The organism is Fructobacillus sp. EFB-N1 (assembly GCF_001038455.1).
Lineage (GTDB): Bacteria > Bacillota > Bacilli > Lactobacillales > Lactobacillaceae > Fructobacillus > Fructobacillus cardui.
Genome location: NZ_LDUY01000002.1, coordinates 1 through 26,128, shown reverse-complemented (window position 1 = coordinate 26,128; position 26,128 = coordinate 1). Strand labels below are relative to the sequence as shown.

The 26,128-nt window shown below is 45.0% G+C and carries 21 protein-coding genes and 1 other annotated feature; of the genes, 7 read left to right on the top strand and 14 right to left on the bottom strand.

The window, feature by feature from the left end; genetic code table 11:
• Window positions 1-88 precede the first annotated feature (88 nt).
• The 6 genes from FEFB_RS00415 to FEFB_RS00390 form a co-directional block, all read right to left on the bottom strand.
• A complete protein-coding gene (locus FEFB_RS00415) occupies window positions 89-1,021 on the bottom strand; it encodes a phosphoglycerate dehydrogenase (protein WP_047974283.1) in 933 nt (310 codons plus the stop codon).
• A gap of 19 nt (window positions 1,022-1,040) precedes the next feature.
• On the bottom strand, window positions 1,041-2,834 hold the full coding sequence (pepF, locus tag FEFB_RS00410) for an oligoendopeptidase F (protein ID WP_047974328.1): 1,794 nt from the start codon (window positions 2,832-2,834) through the stop codon (window positions 1,041-1,043).
• A 392-nt stretch (window positions 2,835-3,226) separates the two neighbouring features.
• Window positions 3,227-3,904, bottom strand: a complete 678-nt coding sequence (locus FEFB_RS00405) for a competence protein CoiA (RefSeq protein ID WP_053068889.1) — start codon at window positions 3,902-3,904, stop codon at window positions 3,227-3,229.
• A 53-nt stretch (window positions 3,905-3,957) separates the two neighbouring features.
• Entirely contained in the window at window positions 3,958-5,403 is a 1,446-nt protein-coding gene (locus FEFB_RS00400; protein ID WP_047974282.1) for an ABC transporter substrate-binding protein/permease, read from the bottom strand.
• Window positions 5,404-5,448: 45 nt separating this feature from the next.
• Window positions 5,449-6,198, bottom strand: coding sequence for an amino acid ABC transporter ATP-binding protein (locus tag FEFB_RS00395; protein ID WP_047974281.1), 750 nt, complete (start codon window positions 6,196-6,198; stop codon window positions 5,449-5,451).
• Window positions 6,195-7,643 carry an ABC transporter substrate-binding protein/permease gene (locus FEFB_RS00390; RefSeq protein WP_047974280.1) on the bottom strand — a complete coding sequence of 483 codons (1,449 nt, stop codon included), beginning with the start codon at window positions 7,641-7,643 and terminating at the stop codon, window positions 6,195-6,197. Before FEFB_RS00390 ends, FEFB_RS00395 begins: the two co-directional genes overlap by 4 nt.
• A gap of 127 nt (window positions 7,644-7,770) precedes the next feature.
• On the opposite strand from FEFB_RS00390, the gene FEFB_RS00385 reads away from it, so the two are divergent.
• The gene (locus FEFB_RS00385) at window positions 7,771-8,763 is read left to right on the top strand and encodes a sugar transferase (RefSeq protein ID WP_047974279.1); all 993 of its coding nucleotides are present in this window, start codon (window positions 7,771-7,773) and stop codon (window positions 8,761-8,763) included.
• Window positions 8,764-8,874: 111 nt separating this feature from the next.
• On the opposite strand, the gene FEFB_RS00380 is transcribed toward FEFB_RS00385, so the two are convergent.
• The 4 genes from FEFB_RS00380 to FEFB_RS00365 form a co-directional block, all read right to left on the bottom strand.
• The gene (locus tag FEFB_RS00380) at window positions 8,875-9,312 is read right to left on the bottom strand and encodes an Rrf2 family transcriptional regulator (protein WP_047974278.1); all 438 of its coding nucleotides are present in this window, start codon (window positions 9,310-9,312) and stop codon (window positions 8,875-8,877) included.
• Between the two features lie 35 nt (window positions 9,313-9,347).
• Window positions 9,348-11,486 carry a YhgE/Pip domain-containing protein gene (locus tag FEFB_RS00375; protein WP_047974277.1) on the bottom strand — a complete coding sequence of 713 codons (2,139 nt, stop codon included), beginning with the start codon at window positions 11,484-11,486 and terminating at the stop codon, window positions 9,348-9,350.
• Between the two features lie 236 nt (window positions 11,487-11,722).
• The gene (locus FEFB_RS00370) at window positions 11,723-12,160 is read right to left on the bottom strand and encodes a hypothetical protein (RefSeq protein WP_047974276.1); all 438 of its coding nucleotides are present in this window, start codon (window positions 12,158-12,160) and stop codon (window positions 11,723-11,725) included.
• A 6-nt stretch (window positions 12,161-12,166) separates the two neighbouring features.
• Complete coding sequence (locus FEFB_RS00365) at window positions 12,167-14,845, bottom strand: cation-translocating P-type ATPase (protein WP_047974275.1); 2,679 nt, start codon at window positions 14,843-14,845, stop codon at window positions 12,167-12,169.
• Window positions 14,846-15,400: 555 nt separating this feature from the next.
• On the opposite strand from FEFB_RS00365, the gene FEFB_RS00360 reads away from it, so the two are divergent.
• Complete coding sequence (locus FEFB_RS00360; RefSeq protein ID WP_235271943.1) at window positions 15,401-16,786, top strand: deoxyribodipyrimidine photo-lyase; 1,386 nt, start codon at window positions 15,401-15,403, stop codon at window positions 16,784-16,786.
• A gap of 70 nt (window positions 16,787-16,856) precedes the next feature.
• Here the strand turns inward: FEFB_RS00360 and FEFB_RS00355 are convergent, their stop codons facing one another.
• From FEFB_RS00355 to FEFB_RS00345, 3 genes are all read right to left on the bottom strand, one after another.
• Window positions 16,857-18,044 carry an MFS transporter gene (locus tag FEFB_RS00355; protein WP_047974274.1) on the bottom strand — a complete coding sequence of 396 codons (1,188 nt, stop codon included), beginning with the start codon at window positions 18,042-18,044 and terminating at the stop codon, window positions 16,857-16,859.
• 142 nt (window positions 18,045-18,186) lie between these two features.
• On the bottom strand, window positions 18,187-19,065 hold the full coding sequence (locus tag FEFB_RS00350; protein WP_047974273.1) for a LysR family transcriptional regulator: 879 nt from the start codon (window positions 19,063-19,065) through the stop codon (window positions 18,187-18,189).
• A 152-nt stretch (window positions 19,066-19,217) separates the two neighbouring features.
• Window positions 19,218-19,643, bottom strand: coding sequence for an adenylyl-sulfate kinase (locus FEFB_RS00345; protein ID WP_082131866.1), 426 nt, complete (start codon window positions 19,641-19,643; stop codon window positions 19,218-19,220).
• Between the two features lie 236 nt (window positions 19,644-19,879).
• Window positions 19,880-20,142, top strand: a binding site (T-box leader).
• A 76-nt stretch (window positions 20,143-20,218) separates the two neighbouring features.
• On the opposite strand from FEFB_RS00345, the gene FEFB_RS00340 reads away from it, so the two are divergent.
• The 5 genes from FEFB_RS00340 to FEFB_RS00320 all read left to right on the top strand — a co-directional run bounded on the left by FEFB_RS00340 (window position 20,219) and on the right by FEFB_RS00320 (window position 25,151).
• Entirely contained in the window at window positions 20,219-21,058 is an 840-nt protein-coding gene (locus tag FEFB_RS00340) for a MetQ/NlpA family ABC transporter substrate-binding protein (protein ID WP_047974272.1), read from the top strand.
• Between the two features lie 36 nt (window positions 21,059-21,094).
• Window positions 21,095-21,934: a MetQ/NlpA family ABC transporter substrate-binding protein gene (locus FEFB_RS00335; protein ID WP_047974271.1), complete on the top strand. Its 840-nt coding sequence runs from the start codon at window positions 21,095-21,097 to the stop codon at window positions 21,932-21,934.
• 62 nt (window positions 21,935-21,996) lie between these two features.
• Window positions 21,997-23,334, top strand: coding sequence for a M20/M25/M40 family metallo-hydrolase (locus FEFB_RS00330; RefSeq protein WP_047974270.1), 1,338 nt, complete (start codon window positions 21,997-21,999; stop codon window positions 23,332-23,334).
• Window positions 23,335-23,376: 42 nt separating this feature from the next.
• The gene (locus FEFB_RS00325; RefSeq protein ID WP_047974269.1) at window positions 23,377-24,459 is read left to right on the top strand and encodes a methionine ABC transporter ATP-binding protein; all 1,083 of its coding nucleotides are present in this window, start codon (window positions 23,377-23,379) and stop codon (window positions 24,457-24,459) included.
• Entirely contained in the window at window positions 24,456-25,151 is a 696-nt protein-coding gene (locus tag FEFB_RS00320; RefSeq protein WP_047974268.1) for a methionine ABC transporter permease, read from the top strand. The genes FEFB_RS00325 and FEFB_RS00320 overlap by 4 nt, the downstream gene beginning before the upstream one ends.
• Window positions 25,152-25,218: 67 nt before the next feature.
• Here the strand turns inward: FEFB_RS00320 and FEFB_RS00315 are convergent, their stop codons facing one another.
• A complete protein-coding gene (locus tag FEFB_RS00315; protein ID WP_047974267.1) occupies window positions 25,219-25,917 on the bottom strand; it encodes a GntR family transcriptional regulator in 699 nt (232 codons plus the stop codon).
• Window positions 25,918-26,128: the final 211 nt, after the last annotated feature.

Below are 26,128 nucleotides of genomic sequence, written 5' to 3'. Positions count from 1 at the left end.
GTCCTTCATCGTAACTCTAGTATAACAAAAATCAGGAAAACCGCCTAGCCTGTTTTTAGCTCGACGGTTTTAAAAAATTCCTATTGATCTAATCGTTAACTTGGTCTTCGGCAGGCTTACCCTCGAAAACTGCTAAGACATTCTTAGCGGCCGTCTTGGCCACTTCAAAGTCTGCTTCCTTTGAGTGCGCTGCCACGTGTGGCAAAACAAAGGCATTTGGCAAGGACAACAGTTCGTTATCCGGACTAATTGGCTCTTGGTCAACCACATCCAGACCTGCAGCAGCAATCTTACCAGACTTCAAGCTAGCAATCATGGCTGCTTCATCAATCACTGGGCCGCGGCCAACATTGACCACCACTGTACTTGGCTTCATCTTGTCAAAAGCCTTTTGATCAATCAAGCCAGTCGTGCTTGGCGTTGCTGGCAATGCTGAAACAACGAAATCAGCCTGTTGGAAGATTTCATCAAGGTCAGCCATTCGGCCATTGGGAACATCACGGTCACGACGCGCATAGGCCAAGACGTGTACACCAAAGCCGGTCAATAATTTGGCAATTTCTTGTCCGATATGGCCAAAGCCGATAATCCCAACAATCTTGCCTGAAACTTGCTGGCCACTCTTGCCAACCATGTAGTCGGCTGCCTTCTTGTCCGTAATGGCGTCGTGGCTGGTTTCAAACAAACGGCCAGCCATCAACATCAACGTAATCGCTGTTTCAGCTACCGCACCGGCATTCGCACCAGGCGTGTTGGTCACAGCAATGCCACGTTCACTAGCAGCTTGCAGGTCAACGTTGTCATAGCCAACACCATGACGAGCAATGATCTTTAGGTTTGGGAAGCGGTCCATGACTGCTCCGTCAACTGGATACATCATCAAGATGATACCAATAACCTCATCATCACTTGCAAAATCCTCTGATGTTGCCTGTGGGTTTGAGACGATCTCCAATCCTGCTCGCTTCAATGGAGCAAGAGCGTTTTCATCAATCCCATCAAATACTAAAACTTTCGCCATGATTATCGAAACTCCCTTCTTACTTTGCCTGACCAAGTAATGCTTCTAGCTGATTTAACCGGTCTTCAAAGACGGCAAAGGCTTGGTCTAAGTATGCACCTTCTGTCATATCAACGCCAGCTTTGGCGATGACTTCTAATGGACTCGCTGAGTTACCGGCCTTCAAATAGTCCTTATAGCGTTCTGCCTCACCCTTTTCCAAAATGTTTTGGGCCAGCGTTGTGGCAGCCGCTTCACCAGTCGCGTACTGGTAAACGTAGAAATTGTAGTAGAAGTGTGGAATTCGTGACCATTCGTAAGCGATTTCTGGGTCCTTGGTCAAATCAGGACCATAGAACTTTGAATCCAAATCGCCATAGTAAGCAGCCATGGCTTCGGCTGTCAACGGTTGACCCGCAGCGTCCTGGTCATGAATCCAAGCTTCAAAGTCAGCAAATTCCGTTTGACGGAAGACCGTCCCCTTAAAGCCGTCTAAGTATTGGTTCAAAACGTAAGCTTGGACCTTAGGGTCATCATAGGTCTTCAAAAGGTAATCCGTCAAGAGGGCTTCGTTAGTTGTTGAAGCTATTTCAGCCAAAAAGATTGGATAATCGCCGTAGTGGTATGGCTGGTTGTGACGAGTCAAATAAGAATGAACGGTATGACCCATTTCGTGGACCAAAGTATAGACGTTATCCAATGTATCCTGCCAATTCAGCAAGATATAAGGGTTGGTATCGTATGCCCCACCAGAGTAGGCCCCTGACCGCTTTCCCTTGTTTTCAACAACGTCAATCCAGCGCTCGGCAAAGGCCTTCTTGACCACTTCCAGATAATCCTCGCCCAATGGTGCTAATGCCTTTAAGGCAATTGCCTTGGCATCTTCATAGGTAACAGGCAAGTCCACATCATCTGTCAAAGACACATACAAATCGTATGAATGAACTTCTTCCAAGCCCAAGACTTCCTTGCGTAATGAAACGTAGCGGTGCAAGAGTGGTAGGTTCTTTTCAACACGGTCCGTCAAGGTATCATAAACGGCCGTTGGAATCTGATTTGACAGCACGGCTGCTTCCTTAGCAGACTGATAGTGGCGTGTCTTCGCCAAGAAGTTGTGCTTCTTAACTGTTGAAGACAAGGTAGAAGCAAAGGTATTCTTTAACACCATATAAGCATCATAAAGGGTCGTGAAAGCCTGTTGACGCGTTGGCTGGTTCTTAGACCGCAACATCACGCCATAGAGTCCGTTCGTCAATTCTTCAACTTCACCGTTTTCCGTCACTACATCACCAAAATCCATATCAGCATTGTCGAGGGCCGAGAAGGTTTGTTCAGCCGATGACAAAACAGTTGAAGCACCCGCTAGCAAGGCCTCTTGGTCGGCAGGCAGTGTGTGGGCCTTTTCTGAAAGCAAAACATCAAAGAAATGACGGTAAGGCACCAGTGCTTGATCTTCGAGATAAGTGGCTAGAGTCTTTTCATCAATCGCCAAAACTTCCGGTTGGAAGAAAGCAGTTGCTTGGCTCACAGCGGCCAAAAGGTCCTGAGCTTGAGCATAAACACCAGCATAGTGGTTATTCGCCGTGTCTTCATCATATTTTTGATTGGCGTAAACGTAAATCTTTTCAAATGACCGTTCGATTTGGAGGTCCGTTTCCAAACCGGCCAACAGGGTCTGGGCAGAATCACCAAGGTGACCGACATACTGGTCCAAGTCGGCCAGGCTAGCCTTCAAAGCGGCAACCGCTTCTTCAAAGGCCTGGTCATCTGCAAAGACCGTGGTTAAATCCCAAGTCAGTTCCGTTGGCACTTCTTGTCGTGTGATTTGTCCCATATAGTTGTTGCCCAAGGCATTGGCTTGCTTCAGGCCCCCCTTTTCTGATATTTTACTCATTTTAACATAGCAATCTTAATCTGCGACAAATTGCAGGAGCTTTATCACTAAAATTTTGTTGTCCTGTAAGCAGATGACGCCGCTCGCTGCCAAATCAGCATACGTCGCTTTCAAAATTTTCTCGTGGTCTTGAAAACTGGGGTAAAAATACTGCCTTAACCGGGCACTAAGCCTTTCCTCAAAGATCCAATGATTAAGTCCAACTCTTTCCAACAACAAGACAAGAACCAACCGAAAGTGCCAATTGGGGACTGCTAGGCCAAAAGCTTGTCCCAGTAAACACCAATCTGGCAGTTGATCGAGCCGATGTCCCCGTTCATAAAGATAGTTAATCAGGTCAACCTTGTCTGATTAACGATTGGTTGGCCGGTTAACTGCCTCCCTACTCGCTCGTCATTATCAGTACCATTAGCCACGCTGGACAAGACGGCCCCAAAACCAGTCTGGCTTTCATACTGTAGTTTATGAAAGTCCGTTTTAGAAAAATTAAACCGGGTATCAAAGCGTTTCTGCTTGGGCACATAAAAAAATAGTCGGCCGCAATAAAGAAACCGACAAGTTAATTCGCCCGATAAGCGCCGGTGATAATAGGCAGGCCCCAAAACCCATAGCACCTCTAATCCCAGACTTTCCAGGCCTTGATTGCGCTCCTGCAACCGTTTTCGACCAATTGATGAACACTGGTATTCAATTGCCAAATCTGTCCCTCGCGGGCGTTTAACCAATAGATCCGGGCGCTGACTAATTTGACTTAAAACTGGTTCGACCACTACCTGATAGTCTTTTGCAAAATACCGATAGAGTGCCATCTTACCCAAGAGATGATCGATTGTTTCGCCCTCCGTAAAAGAGTGGCAGCCCGCCTGCACCTGGTGAGCAAAGTGGGCCACATTTTGTTGACCGTGACGAAGCACCACAGGCTTTTTGCAGGCCGGACACCGGTAATTTTCGCTTCGATTAGCCAAATTGGCACAGCAGTATTGATTGGATGAATTAATCGCAAGTAACATAAAAAGGGCCTCTCAGTCAGTTAGACGAGAGAGCCCTTTAAAATCATTTTTAATTAATCTAAACGCTTCTTTAACCAGTTCGAGAACCAAGTCAACAGCGTAATCACAATCATGTAAATCAAACCGATAATGGCCCAAACACGGAATCCTTGTGAGTTACGAGCAACAATCAATGTTCCCGTTTGTGTCAGTTCCAAAATTCCGATGGCAGACAAGATTGACGTGTCCTTCAAAGTAATGATGAACTGGTTAACAAACGATGGCACCATAATCTTCAAACCTTGTGGCACCACGACCTTAGACATTGCCTTACCGTAAGGCAATCCCAATGAACGAGCAGCTTCCATCTGTCCTCGGTCAACGGCTTCAAAACCACCGCGAACAAAGGCCCCGGTATAAGCACCCTCATTCAAAATCAGCGTCAACAAGCCGGCCGTAAAGGCAGGAATCTTCGTTCCGATAACACCTGGCAAACCAATATAAATGAAGAAGGCCAAGACCATCAGTGGCAAACCACGGAAGGCGTAGATAATCGTTGTGGATAACCCACGCAAGAACTTTGACTTAGCCACACCCATCAAACCAAGGACCATGCCCCAAAGAGAAGCGAGGATAATACCAGCGACGGTCAACTCGATTGTTTGAACCAAGCCGTCGAAGAATGCCTTCTTGTTTGAACGCAAGATACCCCAAGTAGAGTTATTATCAGCAGATGAACCCGTAAAGTTTTTCTGGTCTGATTTCAAATACTTATCAACAATCTTTTGATAAGAACCATCGGCCTTCATTTCCTTCAAGGTCTTGTTAAAATCAGCAATCAACTGTGGGTTTTGCCCCTTCTTAACGAAGAAGCCGTAGCCACCGGCGTTACCAGGGTTATTTGGATTCTTAACTTCCAAATCTAGGCCGTTTTTAATGGCATACTGGATAACAGGCATATCTTCAAAGGTAGCAGCACTGTTACCGTTGACAACATCGTTGTACATTGTGTCCGTATCGTTGAAATACTTAACCTTAAAACCGTACTTCTTTTGCAAGGACAAGCCGTAGTTTGAGGCAGCCGTCCCAGACTTCAAGGCAACTGTCTTCCCTTTCAATTCGGATAATGACTTAATCTTGGAGCCCTTCTTGGTAATCCAAGCAACACCAGTCTTATAGTATGAATCCGAAACATCATAGACTTGCTTTCGTTCATCCGTGATGGCCATTCCCGCAATAATTCCATCTGCCTGGCCGTTAGCAACCATTTGAGCAGCGGCATTAAAGGACATTGGCTTCAATGTGTAGGTGAAGTGGTTTCTTTTCGCCACTTCCTTCAAAATATCTTGGTCAATACCGACGTACTCATTATTTTTGTCTTGGAAATCAAAGGGTGCATAAGTTGCATCCGTTGAGATGACATAATTAGGTTCAGCAGCACTTGCCTTCGTTCCAAAGGCAAAAAGCCCCAAGAAAAGCGTGAACGCCACCAAAATCGGCTTTACTCGTTGGTTGACCATTGTATTCATTCTTCCTATCTTTTCGTGTTAAGCGACCGATTGACCTTAGGCTTGCATCACCTTTGACAAGAAGGTTTGCAAACGCTCGTTCTTTGGTGCATTAAACACTTCTTCAGGCGTACCAGATTCTTGAATCTTACCAGATTCGAAGAAGACAACCCGGTCAGCCACTTGCTTGGCAAAGCCCATTTCATGGGTAACGATAATCATCGTCATTCCTGACTTAGCCAAATCCTTCATCACATCCAAAACATCGCCAACCATTTCTGGATCCAAGGCTGATGTTGGTTCATCAAAGAGCATGATGTCTGGGTCCATTGCCAAGGCACGGGCAATGGCAACACGTTGCTTTTGTCCACCTGACAATGAGTTCACTGATTTGTCAGCCTTATCTGACAAACCAACAGTTGCTAACAATTCCTTACCACGCTTATCTGCTTCTTCCTTTGTCATCTTACCCAATTGAACAGGTGCCAAAGTAATGTTTTGCAAAACAGTGTAGTTGTTAAAGAGGTTAAAGTTCTGGAACACCATTCCGATGTTTTCGCGAACCTTATTAATATCAGTCTTTGGATCAGAGATGTCGTAACCATCAACTTCAACCAAACCAGAGTTTGGCATTTCCAACTGATTTAACATCCGCAAGAAGGTTGACTTTCCTGAACCAGAAGGCCCAATCATTACAACAACTTCGTTGGCCATCACGTCCAAAGAGATGTCACGCAAAACGTGGTTATCGCCATATGACTTGTTAACCTTGTCTACGTGTACTTTCACTTGCTTTTCTTCACTCATGCTCGTGTCCTTTTTTCAACCCAGTTACTCAACCATGTAAGTAACGTAATTACAATTAAGTATATCACAGCGATAATTGCCCAGACACGGAATCCCTGGGAATTCCGAGTAACAATCAATGTACCAGTCTGTGTCAATTCCAAAATACCAATAGCAGACAAGATTGACGTGTCCTTCAAGGTAATAATAAATTGGTTAATAAAACTTGGAATCATTAACTTCAAGCCTTGCGGAATAATAACCTTACGCATGGCCTTTGAATGAGAAAGTCCCAATGAACGGGCAGCTTCCATCTGACCACCGTCAACGGAGTTGAAACCACCACGAACGAAGGCCCCTGTATAAGCACCTTCATTTAAAATCAGTGTCAAAACACCGGCTGTAAAGGCAGGAATCTTCACGCCAATCACGCCAGGCAAACCAATGTAGATAAAGAAGGCCAAAACCATCATTGGCATTCCACGGAAGATATAGATAATCGTTGTTGACAAGCCACGCAAAAACTTTGACTTTGCCACACCCATGACACCCAAGAGCAAGCCCCAGATAGTTGCCAGGATAATTCCAACAATTGTCAAATAAAGTGTTTCCTTCAAACCTGTCCAGAAAGCGGATGAGTTTGAACGCAAGATACCAAAGACAGAGTTGTTGTCAGAAGCTGAACCAGTAAAGGTTGATGCCTTCGCATCCAAGTACTTGTTGACGATCTTGTCGTAAGTACCATCCTTCTTGATGGCAGCAAAGCCCTTGTCAAAGGCAGCCAACAAAGCAGCGTTAGCACCCTTCTTAACGGCAAAGCCATAGTCACCGGCGTTAAATGGATCCTTAGGGTTTTGAACCTTCAATTCTGTTCCGTTCTTAACGGCGTACTGCAAAACTGGCAGGTCGCCGAAAGTAGCAGCTGTGTTACCGTTAATCACATCACGGTATGAAGTATCGGAATCAGAGAAGTAAGTAATCTTGAAACCATACTTTGATTGGATTGATTCAGCATACTGTGCACCGGCAGTTCCAGTCTTCAAAGCAACCGTCTTGCCCTTCAAATCAGACAAAGACTTGATTTTTGAATCCTTGGCAGTTGCCCAACCAATTCCACTACGGTAGTAAGGGGTTGAAAAATCAAAAACCTGACGGCGTGCGTCAGTAATTGACATTCCAGCAATCACCCCATCAGCCTGGTCAGAAGCAACGGCCTGAGTAGCGGCGTTGAAGGACATTGGCTTTAATTCATATGTAAATCCTTCACGCTTGGCGATGGTGGCCAAGATGTCTTGGTCAATTCCAACGTACTTGTTGTTCTTATCTTGGAAATCAAAGGGTGCGTAAGTAGCATCCGTGGCGATAATGTAGTGGGGTTCGCTGGCCGAAGCTGGCTTTTGGCTAGCCACACCAAAGGCCAGGAAGGCTGCCACTGCAGTCACCAAAGTCATTAGTACTTTTTTCATAATAACCTCTTTTTCATAATGTCCATAGTATATCAAAAACTAACGGTACATTTGCTGACAATGTTAGTTTTTATTACGTTAGTGGTCTAGTCCGAAAGAGTGAATGGAGTCTGCTATAATAGACTTCATGACCAATTGGATTACCCAAACAATCGAACCATGGATGCCAAAAGGCGCCTTAAAGGCCAAGGACGACTATGCCAAAATCGCTCAAGCAAGCGGTTTCTCTCGCCTCCCTCTTGAACGCTACAACGATCAGCGTTCCTCAAAAACCGAACGTCAAGAGCGAATCGAGGAGGCACTCAAGCTGATTGTACCAGGTGATACCGTGGTTCATCAATTCCCAACTTACATGAGTGCTGATTTTGAAGCCGAATGGTTGGCAGCTATTAAAGACAAAAAAGCTAATTATGTCTTATTAATTCACGACTTTGAACCATTCCGAGTAACAAAAGCTAACCCGACAGAATTTACTCTGGCCCAAAAGACCGACCTCATCATCACCCATTCAGAGGCGATGAGCCAAGCCTTAGCAAAAATGGGCGTTAACCAAAAAACGATTGTCCAACCCCTTTTTGACTATTTGGGACCAAATCCTCTCCTAGCTAGTTACCAAAAAATTCTAAATTATGCCGGGACTTGGCAAAAAGCTCCCTGGCTACAAGATTATCAAGGACCGGCGCTGAAGCTCTTTGGTAACCGGCCTAAGAAGTGGCGCGATTGGCAAGTACCGGCTGACATCGAATGGGCTGGCAACTTTGAACCAGACGACATCCAAAATCACTTGGACGCTGGGTTCGGCTTACTTTGGGATAGCGACTTTGGTACCCTTCACTATCAAAGCTACACGAAAATCAATGCCCCACATAAGGCAAGCCTCTACCTCAAGGCCGGTCTGCCCCTCATCGCTTGGCAAGAAAGCCATATTGGCCGGTTGATTGACCGCTACCAAATTGGTTTCACCATTTCTTCCTTGGACGACCTTGGTCCAGCACTGGACCAAGTCACGCCCGATCAGTACAAAGACTGGCAGGAAAGCCTCATCCCCTGGCGCGATAAAGTTGCCACTGGCGGATTTACCCAAGAGACTCTGGCAGCAATCCAAAAATATTTTGAATAAAGAAAATTAACCAAAGATGATCACTCATCACAATTTCTTCTATAAAAAGGAGGATAACCAGCGTAAATTTTGCTAGTTGTCCTCCTTTTTAGTTTTAAATGATTTGGCTAGTCAACTATGACCACCAACTTGATCTGATGATAATAAATCTTGGATTGTTGATTGTTTCAAAACGTCCTTAAAACGTTTTTCTGCCAAACGAATACTTGCTGAGACCTCATTTGCTCTAGCTTCAATCATTTCTTTCGAACCAAAGACGCGGCCGGCTAATTTAGTCGATTGGCTGAAACTCTCAGACCCCTCAATGGCTTCGTAAACGTCCAAAAGCGTAATGTCTTTCGGTGGACGGGCTAAAATATAGCCACCATCCTTACTAGCAATTGCTTCTACAATTTCGGCCACGACGAGCTTTCTCATGGTTTTCTTTAAGTATGAATCCGATACATCTAATTTTTGACTTAAAACCCGACTCTTAATTGGTTGGTTGTCATTGATACTTAGTAAAACTAAGATAACCAGACTCTGTTCGACACCAATCGACATTTTCATCGTACAATCCTCCAAAGTTTAACTACTATTATAGCTTATTTTTCAGCAGTTTTTGGAAATAAAACCGTATCAGCTTGCAACTTGCGATGGTACATCAACCAAGTTAACACCATCGATACCAATCCTAGGGCCAATAAGACCAATAGGTAATTAATAGCCAAACCACCAATTGAAATTACCTGCCGGAAGGCATCAACCGAATAAGTCATTGGCATGAAGGGATGAATGGCCTGGAAGAAGGAATTGGATAGCTCAATTGGATAAGTTCCAGCACTGGCACTTAACTGTAAGACCATGAAGACCAACAATAGGGCAGATCCCATTTTTCCCAGGGCGACAATCACCATAGTCACGAACTGGTTGAAGGCAAAGGCCGTCACCAAGGCCACTACGAAGGTCATCAAAATATGCTTCGGTGCCATGCTGTCAACGAGGACTAACAAGCCCGTCATGATAACCGCCTGGGCAGCCCAAACTGTGGCCATCACGGTTTGCTTTTCCGCCCACCAATGCATACCACTCTTAGGTTTCTTACCCAGAGTGATGAAATCGAAAGCTGTACTAAATGAAATCATACCAACAAAGAGGCCAACCGACATCATGTAAGGGGCCATCCCCGTTCCATTGTTAGCAATGGTTGAAAGTGACGTACTCTTATTTTTGACCGGGTTCGTCAAAGCCTGGACATTCTTTGTACCAGTATGAACAACGGATAACTTAACCGCGCCATTAGCCAAACTTTGGGCCAATTGGTCACTACCATTTTGAGTCGCTTGTAAGGCCGTTGTTAGCTGATTTTCAGCCGCAACAAGTTGACTTGTTCCAGTACTCAAGGCTGTTGCCCCACCATTTAGCGTTTGACTTTGGCCGTTTAATTGACCTAAGCCATTCGTTAAGGTTGTTGCCCCCTGAGCTAAGTTCGTTGCTCCTGGTGCTGCTTGGGTAGCCAAAACATTGGCGACTTGGCTGAGACTGTCATTCAACTGTTGGATGGCTGTCTTCGCACTATTATTAAGCGTTATCGCTTGTGTTGATAACGTGGTTAATTGCGTCTTCAGTCCGGAAATTTGTTGCGTAACTGCTGTGTTTAAGGCAGCCGAAGAAGTCTTCAAATCCTGCGAAGACTTCTCTGTCGCCGTTAAGTTTGACTTCAGGTCGCTAACTTGTTGGGCAAAGGCAGGATCAGTTTTCATTTTTCCCTGAACCGTTGGGTCTGCTAAGACCGCCGTCACATTTTGATCCACGCTTGATAAGCCGGAGCTGACACTAGCAGCACTACTATTCAACTGGCTTTGATCAATGGTTACTTGCATTTGAGAAAGCTGTTGTAAGCCTTGGTTAACTTTGTCAAATCCTGCATTTAACTTGCTAATATTAACGGCATTAGCCGCTTGTCCCTGGCTAATGCCAGTCCCTATCTTTTGAAGGCTGGTAGCTAATTGGGTATTACCTGTAACTAAGTTCGCAGAACCATTTGTTAATTTGCCCATGGCCCCAGTATACTGCAACAAACCATTGCTTAAAATCGTTGCCCCAGTTTGCAGGGTCGTCGTTCCAGTCTGCAACTGACCGGCACCGATTTGAACTTTACCAAGGGCTGTTCCCAGTTGACTAACACCCTTAGCGGCCTTCGTAAAGCCGTCTTGAGAGGTCTTGGTGCCCTTCAATAAGTTTTCCAAATAAACCTTTTGCAGTGACTGGCTCACCTTATTTTTTAATTTTTCGGCTGCCGCATCGGTAATCTTTTCAGCAAAGAAACTCCGACCACCGTTTTGCTGAATATCAATCGTCGGCGTCTTGGGAGTCTTCCCTAGTAGTGTTCCAGAAGACTTCGTAAAGTCAGATGGAATTGTGACCGTCATATAGTACTTGCCACTTTTCAATCCCGACTTAGCGGTCTTCTCACTGACCTGGGTAAATTTCAAATCTTGACCATTAACCAACGATGTCGTTAGGTTTTGACCCAAGTTTTCTGTCTTACCATTAACCGTTGCGGTTTGGTCTTGATTTACGACTGCAACCGGTAAATTGCTGACATGGCCGTAAGTATCCCACAGGGATGATAAAAAGATAACAGCATAAAGGCTGGGAATCAGAGCAATAACAGCCAAGGCAATCACCATGGCCTTGCTTTTCTTAACCCGTTGCCATTCGTTTGATTTAAATAATTTCATCGTTTTATAATCCGTATCCTTATAGTATCTATGGATAGATTATATACCCGGATAACCAACAACGCAACTCTCAATTTGATAATTGGTGACATCACCCTTTCCCCGTGCACTGAAGGGGGGAGTCCCAGCTTTTGGCCGCCCAACTAACAACAATTTCCTTTTTTCCAAATAAAAAAGCACCACCGTTCCTGATTGACTTTTCGTCATTTCAGTCCGGTGATGCTTTTTACTTGATGTTAAACACCAAAAATTTTAGCAACTTGCGCTTGAACCTTGTTCAAGTAAGTTTCCTGGTCAGCTTCAGATTGAGCAAATTTCTCGTCGTCAACCTTTTGGCCATCAAGGATCAATGCATCAGCCATCATGGCTGTCGCGTCAGCGTAATCCTGGTAAGCCTTTGCCAACGTCTTGTGAGCACCCATAAAACGAACAGGTACGGTCAAGGCGGCTAAAGTCTTAGCGTTTTCTTGGTAAACAGCCACAGCATCATCAAATTCCGCCTTTACTTCGGCAAAATCAGCCTTGGGCATGTCAGCGACTGCTGATTCTTGCTTAGCTGAATCTAATTTGACGAAGAATGGTGAAACGTGGTCAGCTGTCTCCTGTGTCTTTGTCAAGACATCTTGGAGTGCTTGGAGATAATACTGTAATTGCTTGGGGTTAAATTTTGCCACTATGCTTTATCCTTTATTGAAAAATTGTCGTTGCACCCATTTTACCAGTTCGACAATCACAATGATAGAGAAAGCTGCTAGGACAACGGTCAACCACTGGTGACTATCAAGGTAAGTCACGTGGAAGATTGGGTTCAATGGCTTGATAAAGACAACGGCCATCATAGCAAAGAGTGAGAAGACCAAAGCCCAGTTGAAGAACTTGTTGGCAAAGGCCTGTGGTCCCAACTCCGATTGGTAAACGCTCTTAACGTTAATGGCATTAAACATCTGCATCAATCCTAAGGTCATAAAGGCCATCGTCAAGGCATCCCCGTGAATCAACTCTGATCCTTGGTGTTCTGGGAAGGCCAAGGCAATGCCATAAACTGCCAAAACCAAGATGGCTTGCATCGTTCCCTGCCAGATAATGGCTGGGCCAACCCCACCAGACAAGAAGTTAGCGGTCTTACCACGTGGCTTCTGTGACATCACGCCCTTTTGAGCCGGTTCCAGTCCCAAGGCAATCGCTGGCAAGGTATCTGTTACTAAGTTAATCCACAAGATCATCACGGGTGCGAGAACTTCCCAGCCAAGCAACGTCATCATAAAGATGGCAATCACTTCAGCTAAGTTTGATGCCAGCAAGTACTGCAAGGCCTTTTGAATGTTGGCAAAGACCTTCCGGCCTTCCTTCACGGCCGCAACAATTGTTGAGAAGTTATCATCGGCCAAAACCATGTCGGCCGCTTCCTTGGAAACTTCCGTTCCGGTAATCCCCATGGCAACCCCGATATCGGCAGTCTTCAAAGCTGGCGCATCGTTGACACCGTCTCCGGTCATGGCGACGACCTTGCCCTTACCCTGCCAAGCTTGAACAATCTTAACCTTGTGGGCCGGTGCCACTCGAGCATAGACACGAACATCCTTAACCCGGTCTTGGAAGTCTTCTTCCGGCATTTCATCTAATTCCGCACCCGTCATCACGGCCTTGGCGCGGTCATCTTCATCCGTTAAGATGCCCAAACGACCGGCAATAGCAGCGGCGGTCTTAGGATGGTCACCCGTAATCATAATTGGTTGGATACCGGCCTTCTTGGCTTCGGCAACGGCACCCTTGACTTCGGGACGTTCCGGATCAATCATGGCGATTAAGCCAACCAAGATTAAGTTCTTTTCCACATCATCGGCTTGTGGATTATCTGGCACTGCTGCCAAATCCTTGTAGGCAAAGGCCAAGACACGGAGGGCCTGATCGGCTAACTCAGCGTTAATGTCTTGGTACTGGGCCAAATCAGCATCGGTCACGGGCCTGATTTCACCGTGGTCTAAGACCTGGCTGACGCGAGCCAAGATTGAATCTGGTGCCCCCTTAACCGTTGCTTCAAAACCATTAGCAACTGGGTGAATGGTCGTCATCAGCTTTCGTTCGGAATCGAACGGAATTTCACTGACACGAGGCATTTGAGCAAGCGTGTCCTTGTAAGCCGGACGGTACTTCTTATTAAAGGCAATCAAGGCAGTTTCGGTTGGATCACCCACCAAGCCGTCATCGATTTCCTTTGTATCGTTATTCAAAGCCAGCAAGTCGGCCAACTTCAGCAAATCAGGGTTCACCTGGTCGGCTTCGAAAGGATTTTCAGCCTTCAAATCAACGATTTCCCCATCCAAGACTAACTTTTCAACGGTCATCTTGTTTTGGGTCAAGGTTCCAGTTTTATCGGAACCAATAATATCCGTTGATCCCAAAGTTTCAACGGCAGGCAACTTCCGAACCAAGGCGGCCTTCTTGGCCATTCGGGCTGTTCCCAAGGCCAGCGTAACCGTGACGATGGCTGGCAACCCTTCAGGAATAGCAGCCACGGCCAAGGAAATCGAAGTCAAAATCAAATCAATCACTTTAGCATCCTGGGTAAAGTAACCAACCACGAAGGTCAAGGTCGCAATCGCCAAGATCAGATAAGTCAAAATCCGACCCAACTGTGCCAAGTTTTCCTGCAATGGTGACTTGGTTTCATCAGTTGATTGCAGTGATTCCGCAATCTGACCAACCTGAGTCTGCATTCCGGTCGCAATCACGATACCGGTTGCCTTTCCATAGGTCACATTGGCGTTCATAAAGGCCAAGTTCGCTTGGTCACCCAGCGGCAAGTTGTCACCAGTCAAGACGGCATCCGTCTTTTCCACCGGTACTGATTCACCGGTCAACGTTGATTCTTCCACCTGTAAGTTAGCGACAGAAACCAAACGCAAATCAGCTGGGACAACGTCCCCTGCTTCCAGGTACACGAGGTCACCCACGACCAAATCAGGTGCGAGTACTTCTTGGTCTCGACCAGCACGCACTACTCTGGCCTTCGGTGTTGCCAAAGCCTTCAAGGCTTCGATTGCGCCTTCGGCCTTGCTTTCTTGGAAGACACCGAAGACCGCGTTAATAATCACGATGGCCAAAATAAAGGCAGCATCGGTTGTTTCGCCCGTAAAGGCAGCCACTAAGGCGGCGGCCAACAGGATACCAATCATCAAATCCTTAAATTGGTCGACAAACTTTTGAAAAAGGCTACGCTTTTTCTTAGCGACCAGGGCGTTTGGCCCATCCTTTGCCAAGCGTTCTTGGAGTTGTTCTTCGGTTAAACCAGTTTGCACATTGGTTTTGAGCTCGCTGGTCAAATCAGTGACATCAATTTGATACGGTTGTTTTGCCACAATTCTCTCCTTTTCTGACTACTCTCTTTTTTATCTGGTCTGGGTAAAAGAAAAAAGACCCATACCAAACGCAAAAAAAGCGTTATGGTATGAGTCTCACTGTTTAAGGCTGAGCCGGTGCAATAAAGCTTGCACGATATAAAACACTACTGTTTTGCTTTGACGGTTATCAGCCACGAACATTTCGTCAGTTACTCCCTCAGAAATTTTATTATGTCTTTAGTATAACAGAATTTTTACGTCTGTATAGTGCTTTTTGTTATTTCTAAATGAATTAAAGAAATTAGAACAGCGAGGTCCTTCCGACCGGCAATTAATCGCATTTTGCCGACAACAACAAGTAGGATAAAATAGGAAATAATTACAAATCAGCCAAGCATATGCTTGCACGAGAAACTACGGTCAAAAAGCAGATTTTTCTCGTCCAATTAAGCGAAACAATCAAAACACAATTAGCACCACTGATTTTTCACTCTTAAACACGGATAGACAAAAGTAAGTTTTTAATAAGGAAAATAAATGGCAAAAACAAGTATTATGTAGTTTCGCAGGGACCTGCGACTGACCGATAACCAGGCGCTGCATGTCGCCATACAAAATAGCGACCAGGTCATCTTCATTTTTATCATTGACCCACAACAAGTCCAAAATAATGCAAGCGTTAACCAGAGCGCCTTCTTTGCTAGTGTCTTACATTTTAAAGAGACCCTTGCCGAAGACAATATCACTCTCTCAATCCAAAATGGTTCAGTGACCGATGTTATTACAGAAATCAAAGAAGCAGTTCCCTCCATCAGCGACATCTACCTCAATTTCGATGAGCGTGGTTACGGTCGCAAAAGGAACCAGCAAACCATCCGCTACCTCTCACAAGAACTCGGTATCGTCGCTCACCCCTTTTTGGACTTTACCCTGACCAGCGCCTCTTCAATCAAAAAACCAGACGGAAGCGCCTACCAAATCTTTACTCCTTACTATAAAAAGTGGTTACCTTCTAAAAAAGACCAGCCATTGCCGGTTCTAGCCAGCACTGCAATTCGTAATAAACAGGTGGCGGAACCGTTCGAGGACCGCATTGATGACCTAAAAAAATTAATCAATCCCAACCACAGCTATGCCTACCAGGACAGTCTTGGTGAGCAGCAAGCAATCAACACTTTAGAGGACTTTGTCTCTAATAAATTAGCCGACTACGACCAAAACCGAGATATTCCAGCGCTGGATGGTACCAGCCATTTATCACGGTACTTAAGAACTGGTGAAATTTCCATCCGAACGGTTTACGATGCGGTCAACCGCCAACCTGATAGTCTGGGCAAAGAGACTTTTATCAAGGAACTCTGCTGGCGCGACTTTTATAATATGATTTACACCGTTTACCCTGACCAAAAGGACCAGGCTATTAACACGAAGTTCCAAAGCATTCCCTGGATTAACGACGAATCCCAATTTAACGCCTGGAAAACCGGTACGACCGGCTTTCCTATTATCGATGCGGCCATGCAGCAGTTGAACCAAACTGGTTGGCTCCATAACCGCTTACGCATGATCGTTTCCTCCTTTTTAACCAAGGACTTACTGATTAATTGGACATGGGGCGAGCAATATTTTCAAGAAAAATTAGTTGATTATGACCCCGCTAGCAATATCGGCGGCTGGCAGTGGGCTGCCTCAACCGGCACGGACAGCGTCCCTTACTTTCGAATTTTCAATCCGTTTACCCAAGCCGAAAAATTTGATCCGGATGCCAAATTTATTAAACAATACATCCCCGCCCTCACTGATTTGCCAGCCGATAAAATTCATCATATCGACCGCTTGAGCGAAGCCGACCAACAACAATACCAGGTAGTCCTGGGAAAAGATTATCCAAAACCAATCGTAGTCCATGCCCTTGCCCGCAAACGAGCAATCGCTACCTATAAGAATTTAAACGCATAAAAAGAAGAAGGAACTTAGATGCAAGTTCCTTCTTCTTTTTTCGTTCAATCAATTATTATGAAAAATCAGTTTAGCTTTCTGCACCAATCTTCTTACTAAAGATAATTCCGAATCCTAAGAAGCCCAAAGAAATCGACAAAATCAAATAAATGGCAAAAATCATATCCCAAGAATGGAATTGGTTAATTAGATAACCGGAGGCAATTGGCCCAATTGCAGCCAACAAGTAACCGGCTGACTGAGCGGTTCCCGATAATTCGGCCGTTTGTTCAAAGCGAACAGTTTTCTGTTGAAAAAAGACAATACTTAAGGTAAAGGCAGCTGCTGTCCCCATTCCAGAAAGAGCTGACCAAAGGGCGTTCAAGAAAAAACTATGAGTAGGGAAAAGCATCCCAAAAGTTGCCACTGAAACAGCAATGGCACTAAATAATGCCATCCCAATCATCCCTGGCTTCCGCTTGGCAATCATTGGGGTCACAATGGCCATTGGAATCCCAAAAATCTGGAAAAAAGTAGCCAAGACGCCGGAAGTTGTTGCCACAAAGCCATGATCAATCCAATATTTTGGCATCCAAGTCATTAATGAGTAGGCCAACAATGACTGAATCCCAAAGAACAACGTAATCAACCAGGTTACGCGATAATTTTTGACCGAAAAATCACCTTCAGCTTCTTCTTCGCTTTCCAGCTGATGGTTAGTTTGTGGTAATTGCTTAAAAGCACTTCCCCATACGATCAACGTTAAGACCGTTAAGACGGCAAAAACCATCATAGTTGTGGAAAAATTTGTGGCCTTTAAAATTGGTACCACCGTTGCTGTCCCGATACCAGAAAAGAGCGTCATCATGGCTGGGTAAATGCCCGTCAGTAAAGCACTTTGCTTTGGAAAATACTCTTGAATAATACTTGGTAACAAGACGTTCCCACCGGACAGACCAATACCAATCAAAACCATTCCCACAAAGAGCAAAATCGGATTCGTAATGACCCGAATAGCTACTCCAAACGTTAATAGTAACAGAGAATAGAATAAGACTTGCGGATTCCCAGCACGCACGCCCCATTTTCCAATTGCTGGTGATACTAAGGCAAACATCAAAACTGGAATCGTGGTGAGCCAGCCACTCACGCTGGTTGGCAAACCTAAAATGGTATGTAATTGAGGCAAAATTGGTGGCAAAATCGTAATTGGCAAACGCAAGTCAGCACCAATTAAAATGATGCCGAGTCCGGCTAACAAATAAACTCTTTTTTTCAAAAATCAGTTCCTCACATTCTATAAAATCGCACAAAAAAGGTCGCTAACGCGACCAGAGCAAGTTTTGCTTCTTTCGTATATTTTTATCTTAACCCCAAAATTGACATACGTATAATACTTATTAAGCTGATTTTCATGCCTTTTAGGCATTTTTAACCAATTGAATAAATTCCTGAGCAGTTGGGTTTAAAATGCGGTCCTTCTTCCAGACCAGCATTCGCTCATTTTCCAATCGTGGCTCTAGAGGAATAAACTTTGTCCCGTCCGTATTTTCATTGCTGGCCCCCTCGATGGCCAAAGCAACGCCAACCTCCTCTCGAACCAGTGGTAGAACATTAAAGAGCAAATTATACATGCCAATAATATTCATCTTCTCGGGATCAAACTGGCCCCACTGATAAAAACTTTCTTGAACTGCAGCCCGCTTGGCGCCAATAATTGGTAAAGGCAAAAGATCGGCGGCCGTCACAAACTTTTTATCGGCTAGTGAACTTTGCGAAGCAACCACAATCCCCAAGGCTTCAGTACCGGGTAACTTGACCACATTAAAATCAGCCTGGTCAAGGGTCAAAGGACCAACCATAAAGGCCAAATCAAGCAGCCCCTTCTCAAGCTTATCTAAGAGATCGTTTCCATTGCCACTATAAAGTTCAAAGGTCACCCGGTCGTGCTGTTTTCGCATGGTTTTCATAATTTTAGCCAAAAAAGTTGAGTTATCCGACTCAATACAACCAATAGTGACCTTCCCAGTTAGTTCCCGGTCCTGATAGGTTGCAAATTCTTGCTCGGTTTTCTGATCCAAAGCGACTAGTTCTTCTGCTTTGGCCTTCAAAAATCGGCCCGAATCAGTAAGCGTCAGCTTTTTATTATCACGGATAAACAAATTAGTCTGCAAGCGTTCCTCAAAGGCGTGAATTTGCCGGCTTAATGTTGGCTGCGTAATATGTAAATCAGCAGCAGCCTGCGTGATATTTTGCGTTTCCGCCACCTTTAAAAAATATTGTAATAAGCGAATTTCCATCCGTCACTCCTTCAGAATTCATCGATAGTCATATAGGATGGTTCCTTTAATCAGCACTAAATTCAAGTAACCTAACATACCCTTAATGAGCTAAATCAGCCATGATTTTTCGAACAACTGCTTCTTGGCCAAGGCTCGGGGCAATGACCCTTTCACCTGTAACCTGTAACCTGTAATAAATCATGGGGTTGAAACCACTTTGCCAAATCAGCTTCATCAAAACCTGGATTCGTTTTTCCTTGATGTCGTTTGACCGTCTCTTCAAATGGCAAATCATAATAATAGATAAAGCTTTTCTCAGCTTGATTGATAATTTCGGACAGCATTTGGCCATACTTCGAAGTCGGAAGAATCCCCTCAACAATTGTATAACGACAATTTTTAATCCCAAACAAAGCCATCTCCTTGATCAGATTAATTGCTAGATTGTTGGGTGTATCTTTCACTCGTAACATTGTCCGCCGGACATAATCTTGCGGAATTAATAAATTATTTTCACCGAGTTGTTCATGTAAAGCGTTCGCGGTGACCGTTTTGCCACTACCCGAATTCCCTCGAATCACGATTAGATTTCCCATTTATGTGCCCCCCGCCATCACCTCATCGCTACTACTATATCAATAAATCAAAAGCCACATTCAAATGCTACGCCGGCCCGAATAAAACACCGAAATTTCAACCTAATTGTTTCAATGAAATCAGTAATATTTTTGATATAATAGTTCTAAACAAAGACTAATTTAGCACTTTTATTAAAATTTTTATCATTTTTGTTGACAAGGAAGCTAACATCTTGTAATATAAACACATCATATCAAACAAGTTGATCAGGAAAGTAAAAAGTAACTTTAGCCTAGAGACTTACCGGTTGGTGCAAGGTAAGGTAAAGAAGCTTTTGAAAATGACCTGTGATTGGCAACTACGAATCGGTTTACCGTTAGTAGTTGACGGACTGGCCCTCGTTACTTGGGCACACCATTCGGCTAGGATCATTCCCCGGGGCCCGATGGTTAGTGAGCAGCCTAAAGGCAACTTTTGGCTAAAACTCAGAATGGTAACGCGAAAGTCGCTTCTGTCTTAAATCTTAAAGATAGAAGTGGCTTTTTTTGTTGCTAAAATTAAAATAAAGATATAAGGAGATAATAACAAGAAAATGTCAAAAAAAGGTTGGTTGATTTCCGGTATCGCAGTCGTTGCTGTCGCTGCACTAGCTTACGTCAGCTTTGGTCATCAAGGTACAAGCAGTAATAAAACGGTGACAGTCGGCATTATGTCAGCGAACAAAGATGACGATGATATTTGGAAGAGCGTTGCTCAAACGGCCAAGGATAAGTACGGAGTGACGATTAAGTTCAAGCAGTTCTCCGATTACTCACAGCCAAACAAGGCTTTGCAAAACGGCGACATTGATTTGAACTCTTTCCAGCACTACGCTTTCCTGGATGCCTACAACAAAAAGAACGGCAACGAATTAACCTCAATTGGTGAAACGGCCATTAGCCCAATCCGCCTATACTCGAACTCATACAAGAGCGTCAGCGACTTTAAGGATGGCGACACCATCGTCGTTCCAAATGACCCATCAAACGAAAGTCGGGCCCTTTATCTCTTGAAGTACGCTGGATTGATTGAGTTGAAATCAGGATTGACGCTGGCAACAACCAAGGACATCACCTCAAATCCAAAGAATTTGAAGATTAAGGAAGTTTCAGCAGATCAAACCGCTCGTAACCTTCCAGATGTTCAGGGGGCCGTCATCAATGGTAATTATGCACAGTCAGCTGGCCTAAAGTACCAAGATGCCATCTTCGTGGAACCTTTGAACAAGGATTCACACCAGTGGGTCAACATCATCGTTGCCCAAAAGAAGAACAAGAACAAGAAGATTTACCAAGACGTCGTTAAGGCTTACCAAACAAACAAGACCAAGCAATTGATCAAGGAAAAGTATGGTGAATCAGAAGTCGCCGCTTGGGACAAGCAATTTAATTAAAATAATTGAGTAACATAGGAAAGAGAGAAAGATATTATGAGTGCAAAAAAGACGATTATTGGAATTGTAGCCGCCGCAGCCATTGTTGGAATTGGTTACTTCAGCTTCTTCAACCACGGTAGCCAAGACGACAAGGTGGTTAAGATTGGTGTCATGAACGGTGACAAATCAGAAGACCAGATCTGGGCAGAAGCAGCCAAGACTGCTAAGGATAAGTATGGTATTACTTTGAAGACCGTTAAGTTCTCTGATTACTCACAGCCAAACAAGGCCTTGAGCAACCACGACATCGACTTGAACGCCTTCCAAAACTACCCATTCTTGGAAAACTGGAACAAGGCTAACAAGACAGACATCGTTTCAATCGGTGACACTTGGACTACACCATTGCGTGTCTACTCAGACAAGTACAAGTCAATCAAGGACATCCCTGATGGTAGCCAAATCGCCGTTGCCAACGATGTTACTAACGAAAACCGTGGTATCCACCTCTTGGCCGAAGCTGGTTTGATTAAGGTGAAGGACACGAACAAGGCCACACCAAACGACATTACTTCAAACCCTAAGAACTTGAAGATTGTGCCAGTTGATGCTTCACAAACTGCAACTTCATTGAAGGATCCTAAGTTTGCCGGTGCTGTTATCAACACAAACTTTGCTAAGTCAGCAGGAATCGACTTTAACTCTGCCATCTATGTTGAAGGTTTGAACAAGAACACGACTCAATTCTTCAACTTCGTTGCGGCTAACAAGTCTGACAAGGATAAGAAGATTTACAAGGATGTTGTGAAGTCTATCCAAACTGCTAAGACCAAGGAATTAGTTAAGAAGAACTACGACGGTGCCGAAATCACTGTTTGGGATTACAAGAAGTAATTCGACAAGGCGGGCTTGTCCCGCGTACATATTTAATCATCACCACGAAAGGAAAATTACTCATGTCAAATCGTAAAGAAGAATACCTCACTTTCTTAAAAGAATTGATTGCCCTCCCCAGTGTTTCAGCAAAGCACGAGAAGCTACCTGAAACGGCTGCCCTTCTCGGTCAAGCATTGGAAAAGCTTGGTGGCCAAGTCGAAATCGACGACAGTTACTTTGCCCCACTGGTCATTGCGCACTTTAATAGTAACCAAGCCGATGCAAAAAACTTGATTATCTATAACCACTACGACGTGCAGCCAGCGGAACCCTTTAACCTGTGGGACCAAGACCCCTGGACTTTGACTGAAAAAGATGGCCATCTGATTGGTCGCGGTGTCGATGACGATAAAGGGAATATCACGGCCCGTTTCACGGCCTTAGCCGAATACTTAGACGAAAACGATGGCCAATTACCCGTCAACATTACCTTCTTAATTGAAGGTTCTGAGGAAACCGCCTCACAGCACTTGGATGACTATTTAGCCAAGTATCCAGAATTAAAAGCTGATTTAATCATCTGGGAGTCCGGTAATAAAGACGAGCAGGGACAAATCGAACTTGGTGGTGGTAATAAGGGAATCGTGACCTTCGATGTGACGGCCAAGACGGCTGGCATCGACCTCCATTCCTCATTAGCAACCGTTGTTGATTCCGCTGCCTGGCGCTTAAGCCAAGGGTTAGCAACCCTTTTTGATCCAAAGACGGGCCGCATTCAAGTCCCTAACTTCTATGAGGACGTCATCGCCCCTAACCAGCGCGAAAAAGACTTGGTTGCCGCTTTGCCTGGCACCAAGGAAGAATTTATCAAGGGCCATCAAATCACTGCCCCACTATTAACCGACAAGCGTGGTGACGATTGGAAGGAAGCCCTCTACTTCGAACCAAGTATTAATATCGAGGGTATCTCCTCTGGCTACGAAGATCAGGGTGTCAAGACAGTGCTACCAGCGAAAGCAACCGCTAAGCTGGAAGCCCGTCTGGTTCCCGGTATGGATCCAGACAAAACCTTAAAGCAGATTCAAGACTATTTGATCGACCAGGGCTTTGCTGATTTGACAGTAACAAAGACCCTTGGTCAACCTGGCTACCGGTCAGATATGTCGGATCCTGAAATCAAAAAGGTCATCGACCTGGCTAAGGACTTTTATCCAGGTGAACCCGTTGTTTCCCCAACTTCACCAGGAACCGGCCCAATGGCCTATGTCAACAATGCTATCAAGGCCCCCATTATTTCTTTGGGTGTCGGCTACCAAGGCGCCTTAGACCATGCTCCAAATGAAAACATTCGCCTGACTGATTACGAAGACAACATAAAGTTTGTTAAACTAATCATTGGTAGCTATGCTAATCACTAGTAGCAAACAGAAAGGAAAGTGCGCAAGCACCAGAATTTATCAATGACGAATCCAATTATTTCTTTAAAAAATATTGATGTGACCTTCCAACAAAAAAAGCGGACCATTGAGGCGGTTAAAAACGTTTCCATCGACGTGAACCGTGGCGACGTCTTCGGAATCGTTGGTTACTCCGGCGCCGGTAAGTCAACTTTGGTCCGGGTCATTAACCTGCTCCAGGTCCCAACAAACGGCCAAGTCATCGTGAATGGCGAAACCTTCTTTGACGGTCAAGGTGCTGGTAAGAGCGGTGTCCAGATTAAGCCAAATGAGCTTCGCGACCGCCGCCGCAAGATTGGAATGATTTTCCAACACTTTAACTTGCTCAACGAGCGTACGGTGGCTGAAAACGTGGCCTTTGCCTTGCAGCATAGCCCATTAAAGGCCGACGAAAAGCAGGCAAAGGTTGCTGAGCTGCTTGAATTAGTCGAATTGACTGATCGAGCTGACCAGTTCCCTGCCCAACTTTCCGGTGGTCAAAAGCAACGTGTCGCCATCGCCCGCGCTTTGGCCAACGACCCTGAAATTTTGATTTCTGATGAAGCAACCTCTGCCTTGGATCCAAAGACGACCAACCAGATTTTGGCCCTTTTGAAGAAGTTAAATCAGCAATACAACTTGACCATTCTTTTGATTACCCACGAAATGGATGCGGTCAAGGAAGTGGCTAACAAGGTTGCCGTGATGCAAGATGGTCAGGTCCTAGAAGAAGGTTCAACTTTGGACATCTTCACGAAGCCACAAGCCGCCTTAACTAAGGAATTTATTGAAACGGCCACAAACCAGGATAAGGCTTTGGCAACGATTGCTGAATCGGATGCCATTACAACCTTAAACGACAACGAGGTCTTTGCCCGTCTGACTTACTCTGGTAACAGCACGAACGAACCATTAATCACCACCCTCTATCAGAAGTATGAAGTTGTCGCCAACATCCTGTACGGTAACGTTGAGATTCTACAAGGAACCGAAGTTGGTTCCCTGTTAGTCATCCTCTCAGGCTCAGCCGATGGTTTGGCTGCCGGTTTGCAGTCCTTAAAAGACCAAGGCGTTTCTGTTGATATCTTGAAAGGAAAGCAAGCATGAGTAATTGGTTTTCACAAACATTTCCAAACGTCGTTTATCAAGGCTGGTCCGGTGATACCGGTTGGCTAACTGCAATTAACCAAACAATTTTTATGACCTTCTGGTCCGCTATCTTCGGTGGTCTTTTGGGCTTAATCTTTGGCTTTGGCCTTGTTGTCACAAGCCCTCGTGGTATTACCCCAAACAAAGTCCTCTTCTGGATCTTTGATAAGATTGTTTCGATTTTCCGAGCAATTCCGTTCATTATCCTGTTGGCTTTCATTGCTCCCGTCACTAAGACCATTGTTGGAACGCAAATCGGTTCTACTGCCGCTTTGGTGCCATTGTCATTGGGAGTCTTCCCCTTCTATGCCCGTCAGGTTCAAGTTGCCTTGACTGAAGTTGATTCTGGGATTGTCGAAGCTGCCCAAGCAGTTGGGGCTTCCTTCACTGAAATCGTCTTTGGTGTCTACCTCCGCGAAGGTCGGTCCGAATTGATTCGTGTGTCAACGGTGACACTGATTTCCTTGATTGGGTTAACAGCCATGGCCGGTGCCATTGGTGCTGGTGGTCTGGGAAACATGGCCATCGCCTACGGTTACAACCGTTTTGCCAATGATACAACCTTGGTGGCCACTTTCTTGGTCCTCGTCCTCGTCTTGATTGTCCAAGTCGTTGGTGACTACCTAGCAAAGCGCTATAACCACAAATAAAAAATCAGTACAAAAGGAGCTCAACACAATGTGTTGAGCTCCTTTTTTTCAAACTATTAATGATTCATTAGCGAGTCAATTGGAATTCAAAGCGATCACCAACGTAGTATGAGCGCACGTATTCAAAAGGGTGGTCTTCCTGGTCGTAAGAGACCTGACGGACGGCCAAAATTGGATCGCCGCGCTTAATTTGCAAGAAATCAGCTTGTCGCTCCGTTGCCAGCGCCGCTGTGACCGTTTGTTCGGCTCGGCCTGGCTGAATGCCGGCCTGGATTAAAGTGGCGTAGAGCGACTCTGTCAGGCTTGAACGGGTAAAGTTATTGACCAGCTTTACAGGTAAGGTCGTCTGTTCCAACAAGATTGGCTCATCATCACCCAAGCGCAAGCGCTCCATCACCAAAACTTCGTCCTCTGGTTTGAGTTGCAAATGCTCCAACTCCGAAACGGATGGGGTCGTCACCTTATAAGAAACGGTCACGGTCTGCGCTTCACGACCTGATTTTTTCATCAATTCCGTAAAGGAAGTCACACCGAGCGCCCGTTCTGAAACCTTTTTCTCAGCCACATAGGTCCCGGATCCAACACGGCGTTCCAAGATGCCTTCATCAACTAGGGTCTGAATCGCCTGGCGGAGGGTCATCCGGGAAACGTGAAAGGATTCGGCCAAGTCACGTTCGGCCGGAAGGCGTTTATTCGTCCCCCATTCACCAGCTGCAATGCGCTGACGAATCTCATTATGAATCTCAATATAGCGTGGTATAGCCATAATTATTGCCGCTCCTGACTGTCATTATTGGTTGAAAACTAGGATAACTTGCTAGCATCTCTTTTCTCATTATAATTGGTCTAGGCAGATATTTCAAATCAGTCCCCTCTTTTTACCAATTTTTTGATTCACTCCGCTCCATCTGTTTTTTATAGAATTGGCAGATTCTATAATTAATTCGAACGAGAAAATTTAAAATAAAAACCCAAAG

Excerpts from the sequence above, each read along its gene's own strand:
- FEFB_RS00415 (WP_047974283.1), bottom strand. The coding sequence starts at position 1,021 with ATGGCGAAAGTTTTAGTATTTGATGGGATTGATGAAAACGCTCTTGCT.
- pepF (WP_047974328.1), bottom strand. The coding sequence starts at position 2,834 with ATGGGACAAATCACACGACAAGAAGTGCCAACGGAACTGACTTGGGAT.
- FEFB_RS00405 (WP_053068889.1), bottom strand. The coding sequence starts at position 3,904 with ATGTTACTTGCGATTAATTCATCCAATCAATACTGCTGTGCCAATTTG.
- FEFB_RS00400 (WP_047974282.1), bottom strand. The coding sequence starts at position 5,403 with ATGGTCAACCAACGAGTAAAGCCGATTTTGGTGGCGTTCACGCTTTTC.
- FEFB_RS00395 (WP_047974281.1), bottom strand. The coding sequence starts at position 6,198 with ATGAGTGAAGAAAAGCAAGTGAAAGTACACGTAGACAAGGTTAACAAG.
- FEFB_RS00390 (WP_047974280.1), bottom strand. The coding sequence starts at position 7,643 with ATGAAAAAAGTACTAATGACTTTGGTGACTGCAGTGGCAGCCTTCCTG.
- FEFB_RS00385 (WP_047974279.1), top strand. The coding sequence starts at position 7,771 with ATGACCAATTGGATTACCCAAACAATCGAACCATGGATGCCAAAAGGC.
- FEFB_RS00380 (WP_047974278.1), bottom strand. The coding sequence starts at position 9,312 with ATGAAAATGTCGATTGGTGTCGAACAGAGTCTGGTTATCTTAGTTTTA.
- FEFB_RS00375 (WP_047974277.1), bottom strand. The coding sequence starts at position 11,486 with ATGAAATTATTTAAATCAAACGAATGGCAACGGGTTAAGAAAAGCAAG.
- FEFB_RS00350 (WP_047974273.1), bottom strand. The coding sequence starts at position 19,065 with ATGGAAATTCGCTTATTACAATATTTTTTAAAGGTGGCGGAAACGCAA.
- FEFB_RS00345 (WP_082131866.1), bottom strand. The coding sequence starts at position 19,643 with ATGGGAAATCTAATCGTGATTCGAGGGAATTCGGGTAGTGGCAAAACG.
- FEFB_RS00340 (WP_047974272.1), top strand. The coding sequence starts at position 20,219 with ATGTCAAAAAAAGGTTGGTTGATTTCCGGTATCGCAGTCGTTGCTGTC.
- FEFB_RS00335 (WP_047974271.1), top strand. The coding sequence starts at position 21,095 with ATGAGTGCAAAAAAGACGATTATTGGAATTGTAGCCGCCGCAGCCATT.
- FEFB_RS00330 (WP_047974270.1), top strand. The coding sequence starts at position 21,997 with ATGTCAAATCGTAAAGAAGAATACCTCACTTTCTTAAAAGAATTGATT.
- FEFB_RS00325 (WP_047974269.1), top strand. The coding sequence starts at position 23,377 with ATGACGAATCCAATTATTTCTTTAAAAAATATTGATGTGACCTTCCAA.
- FEFB_RS00320 (WP_047974268.1), top strand. The coding sequence starts at position 24,456 with ATGAGTAATTGGTTTTCACAAACATTTCCAAACGTCGTTTATCAAGGC.
- FEFB_RS00315 (WP_047974267.1), bottom strand. The coding sequence starts at position 25,917 with ATGGCTATACCACGCTATATTGAGATTCATAATGAGATTCGTCAGCGC.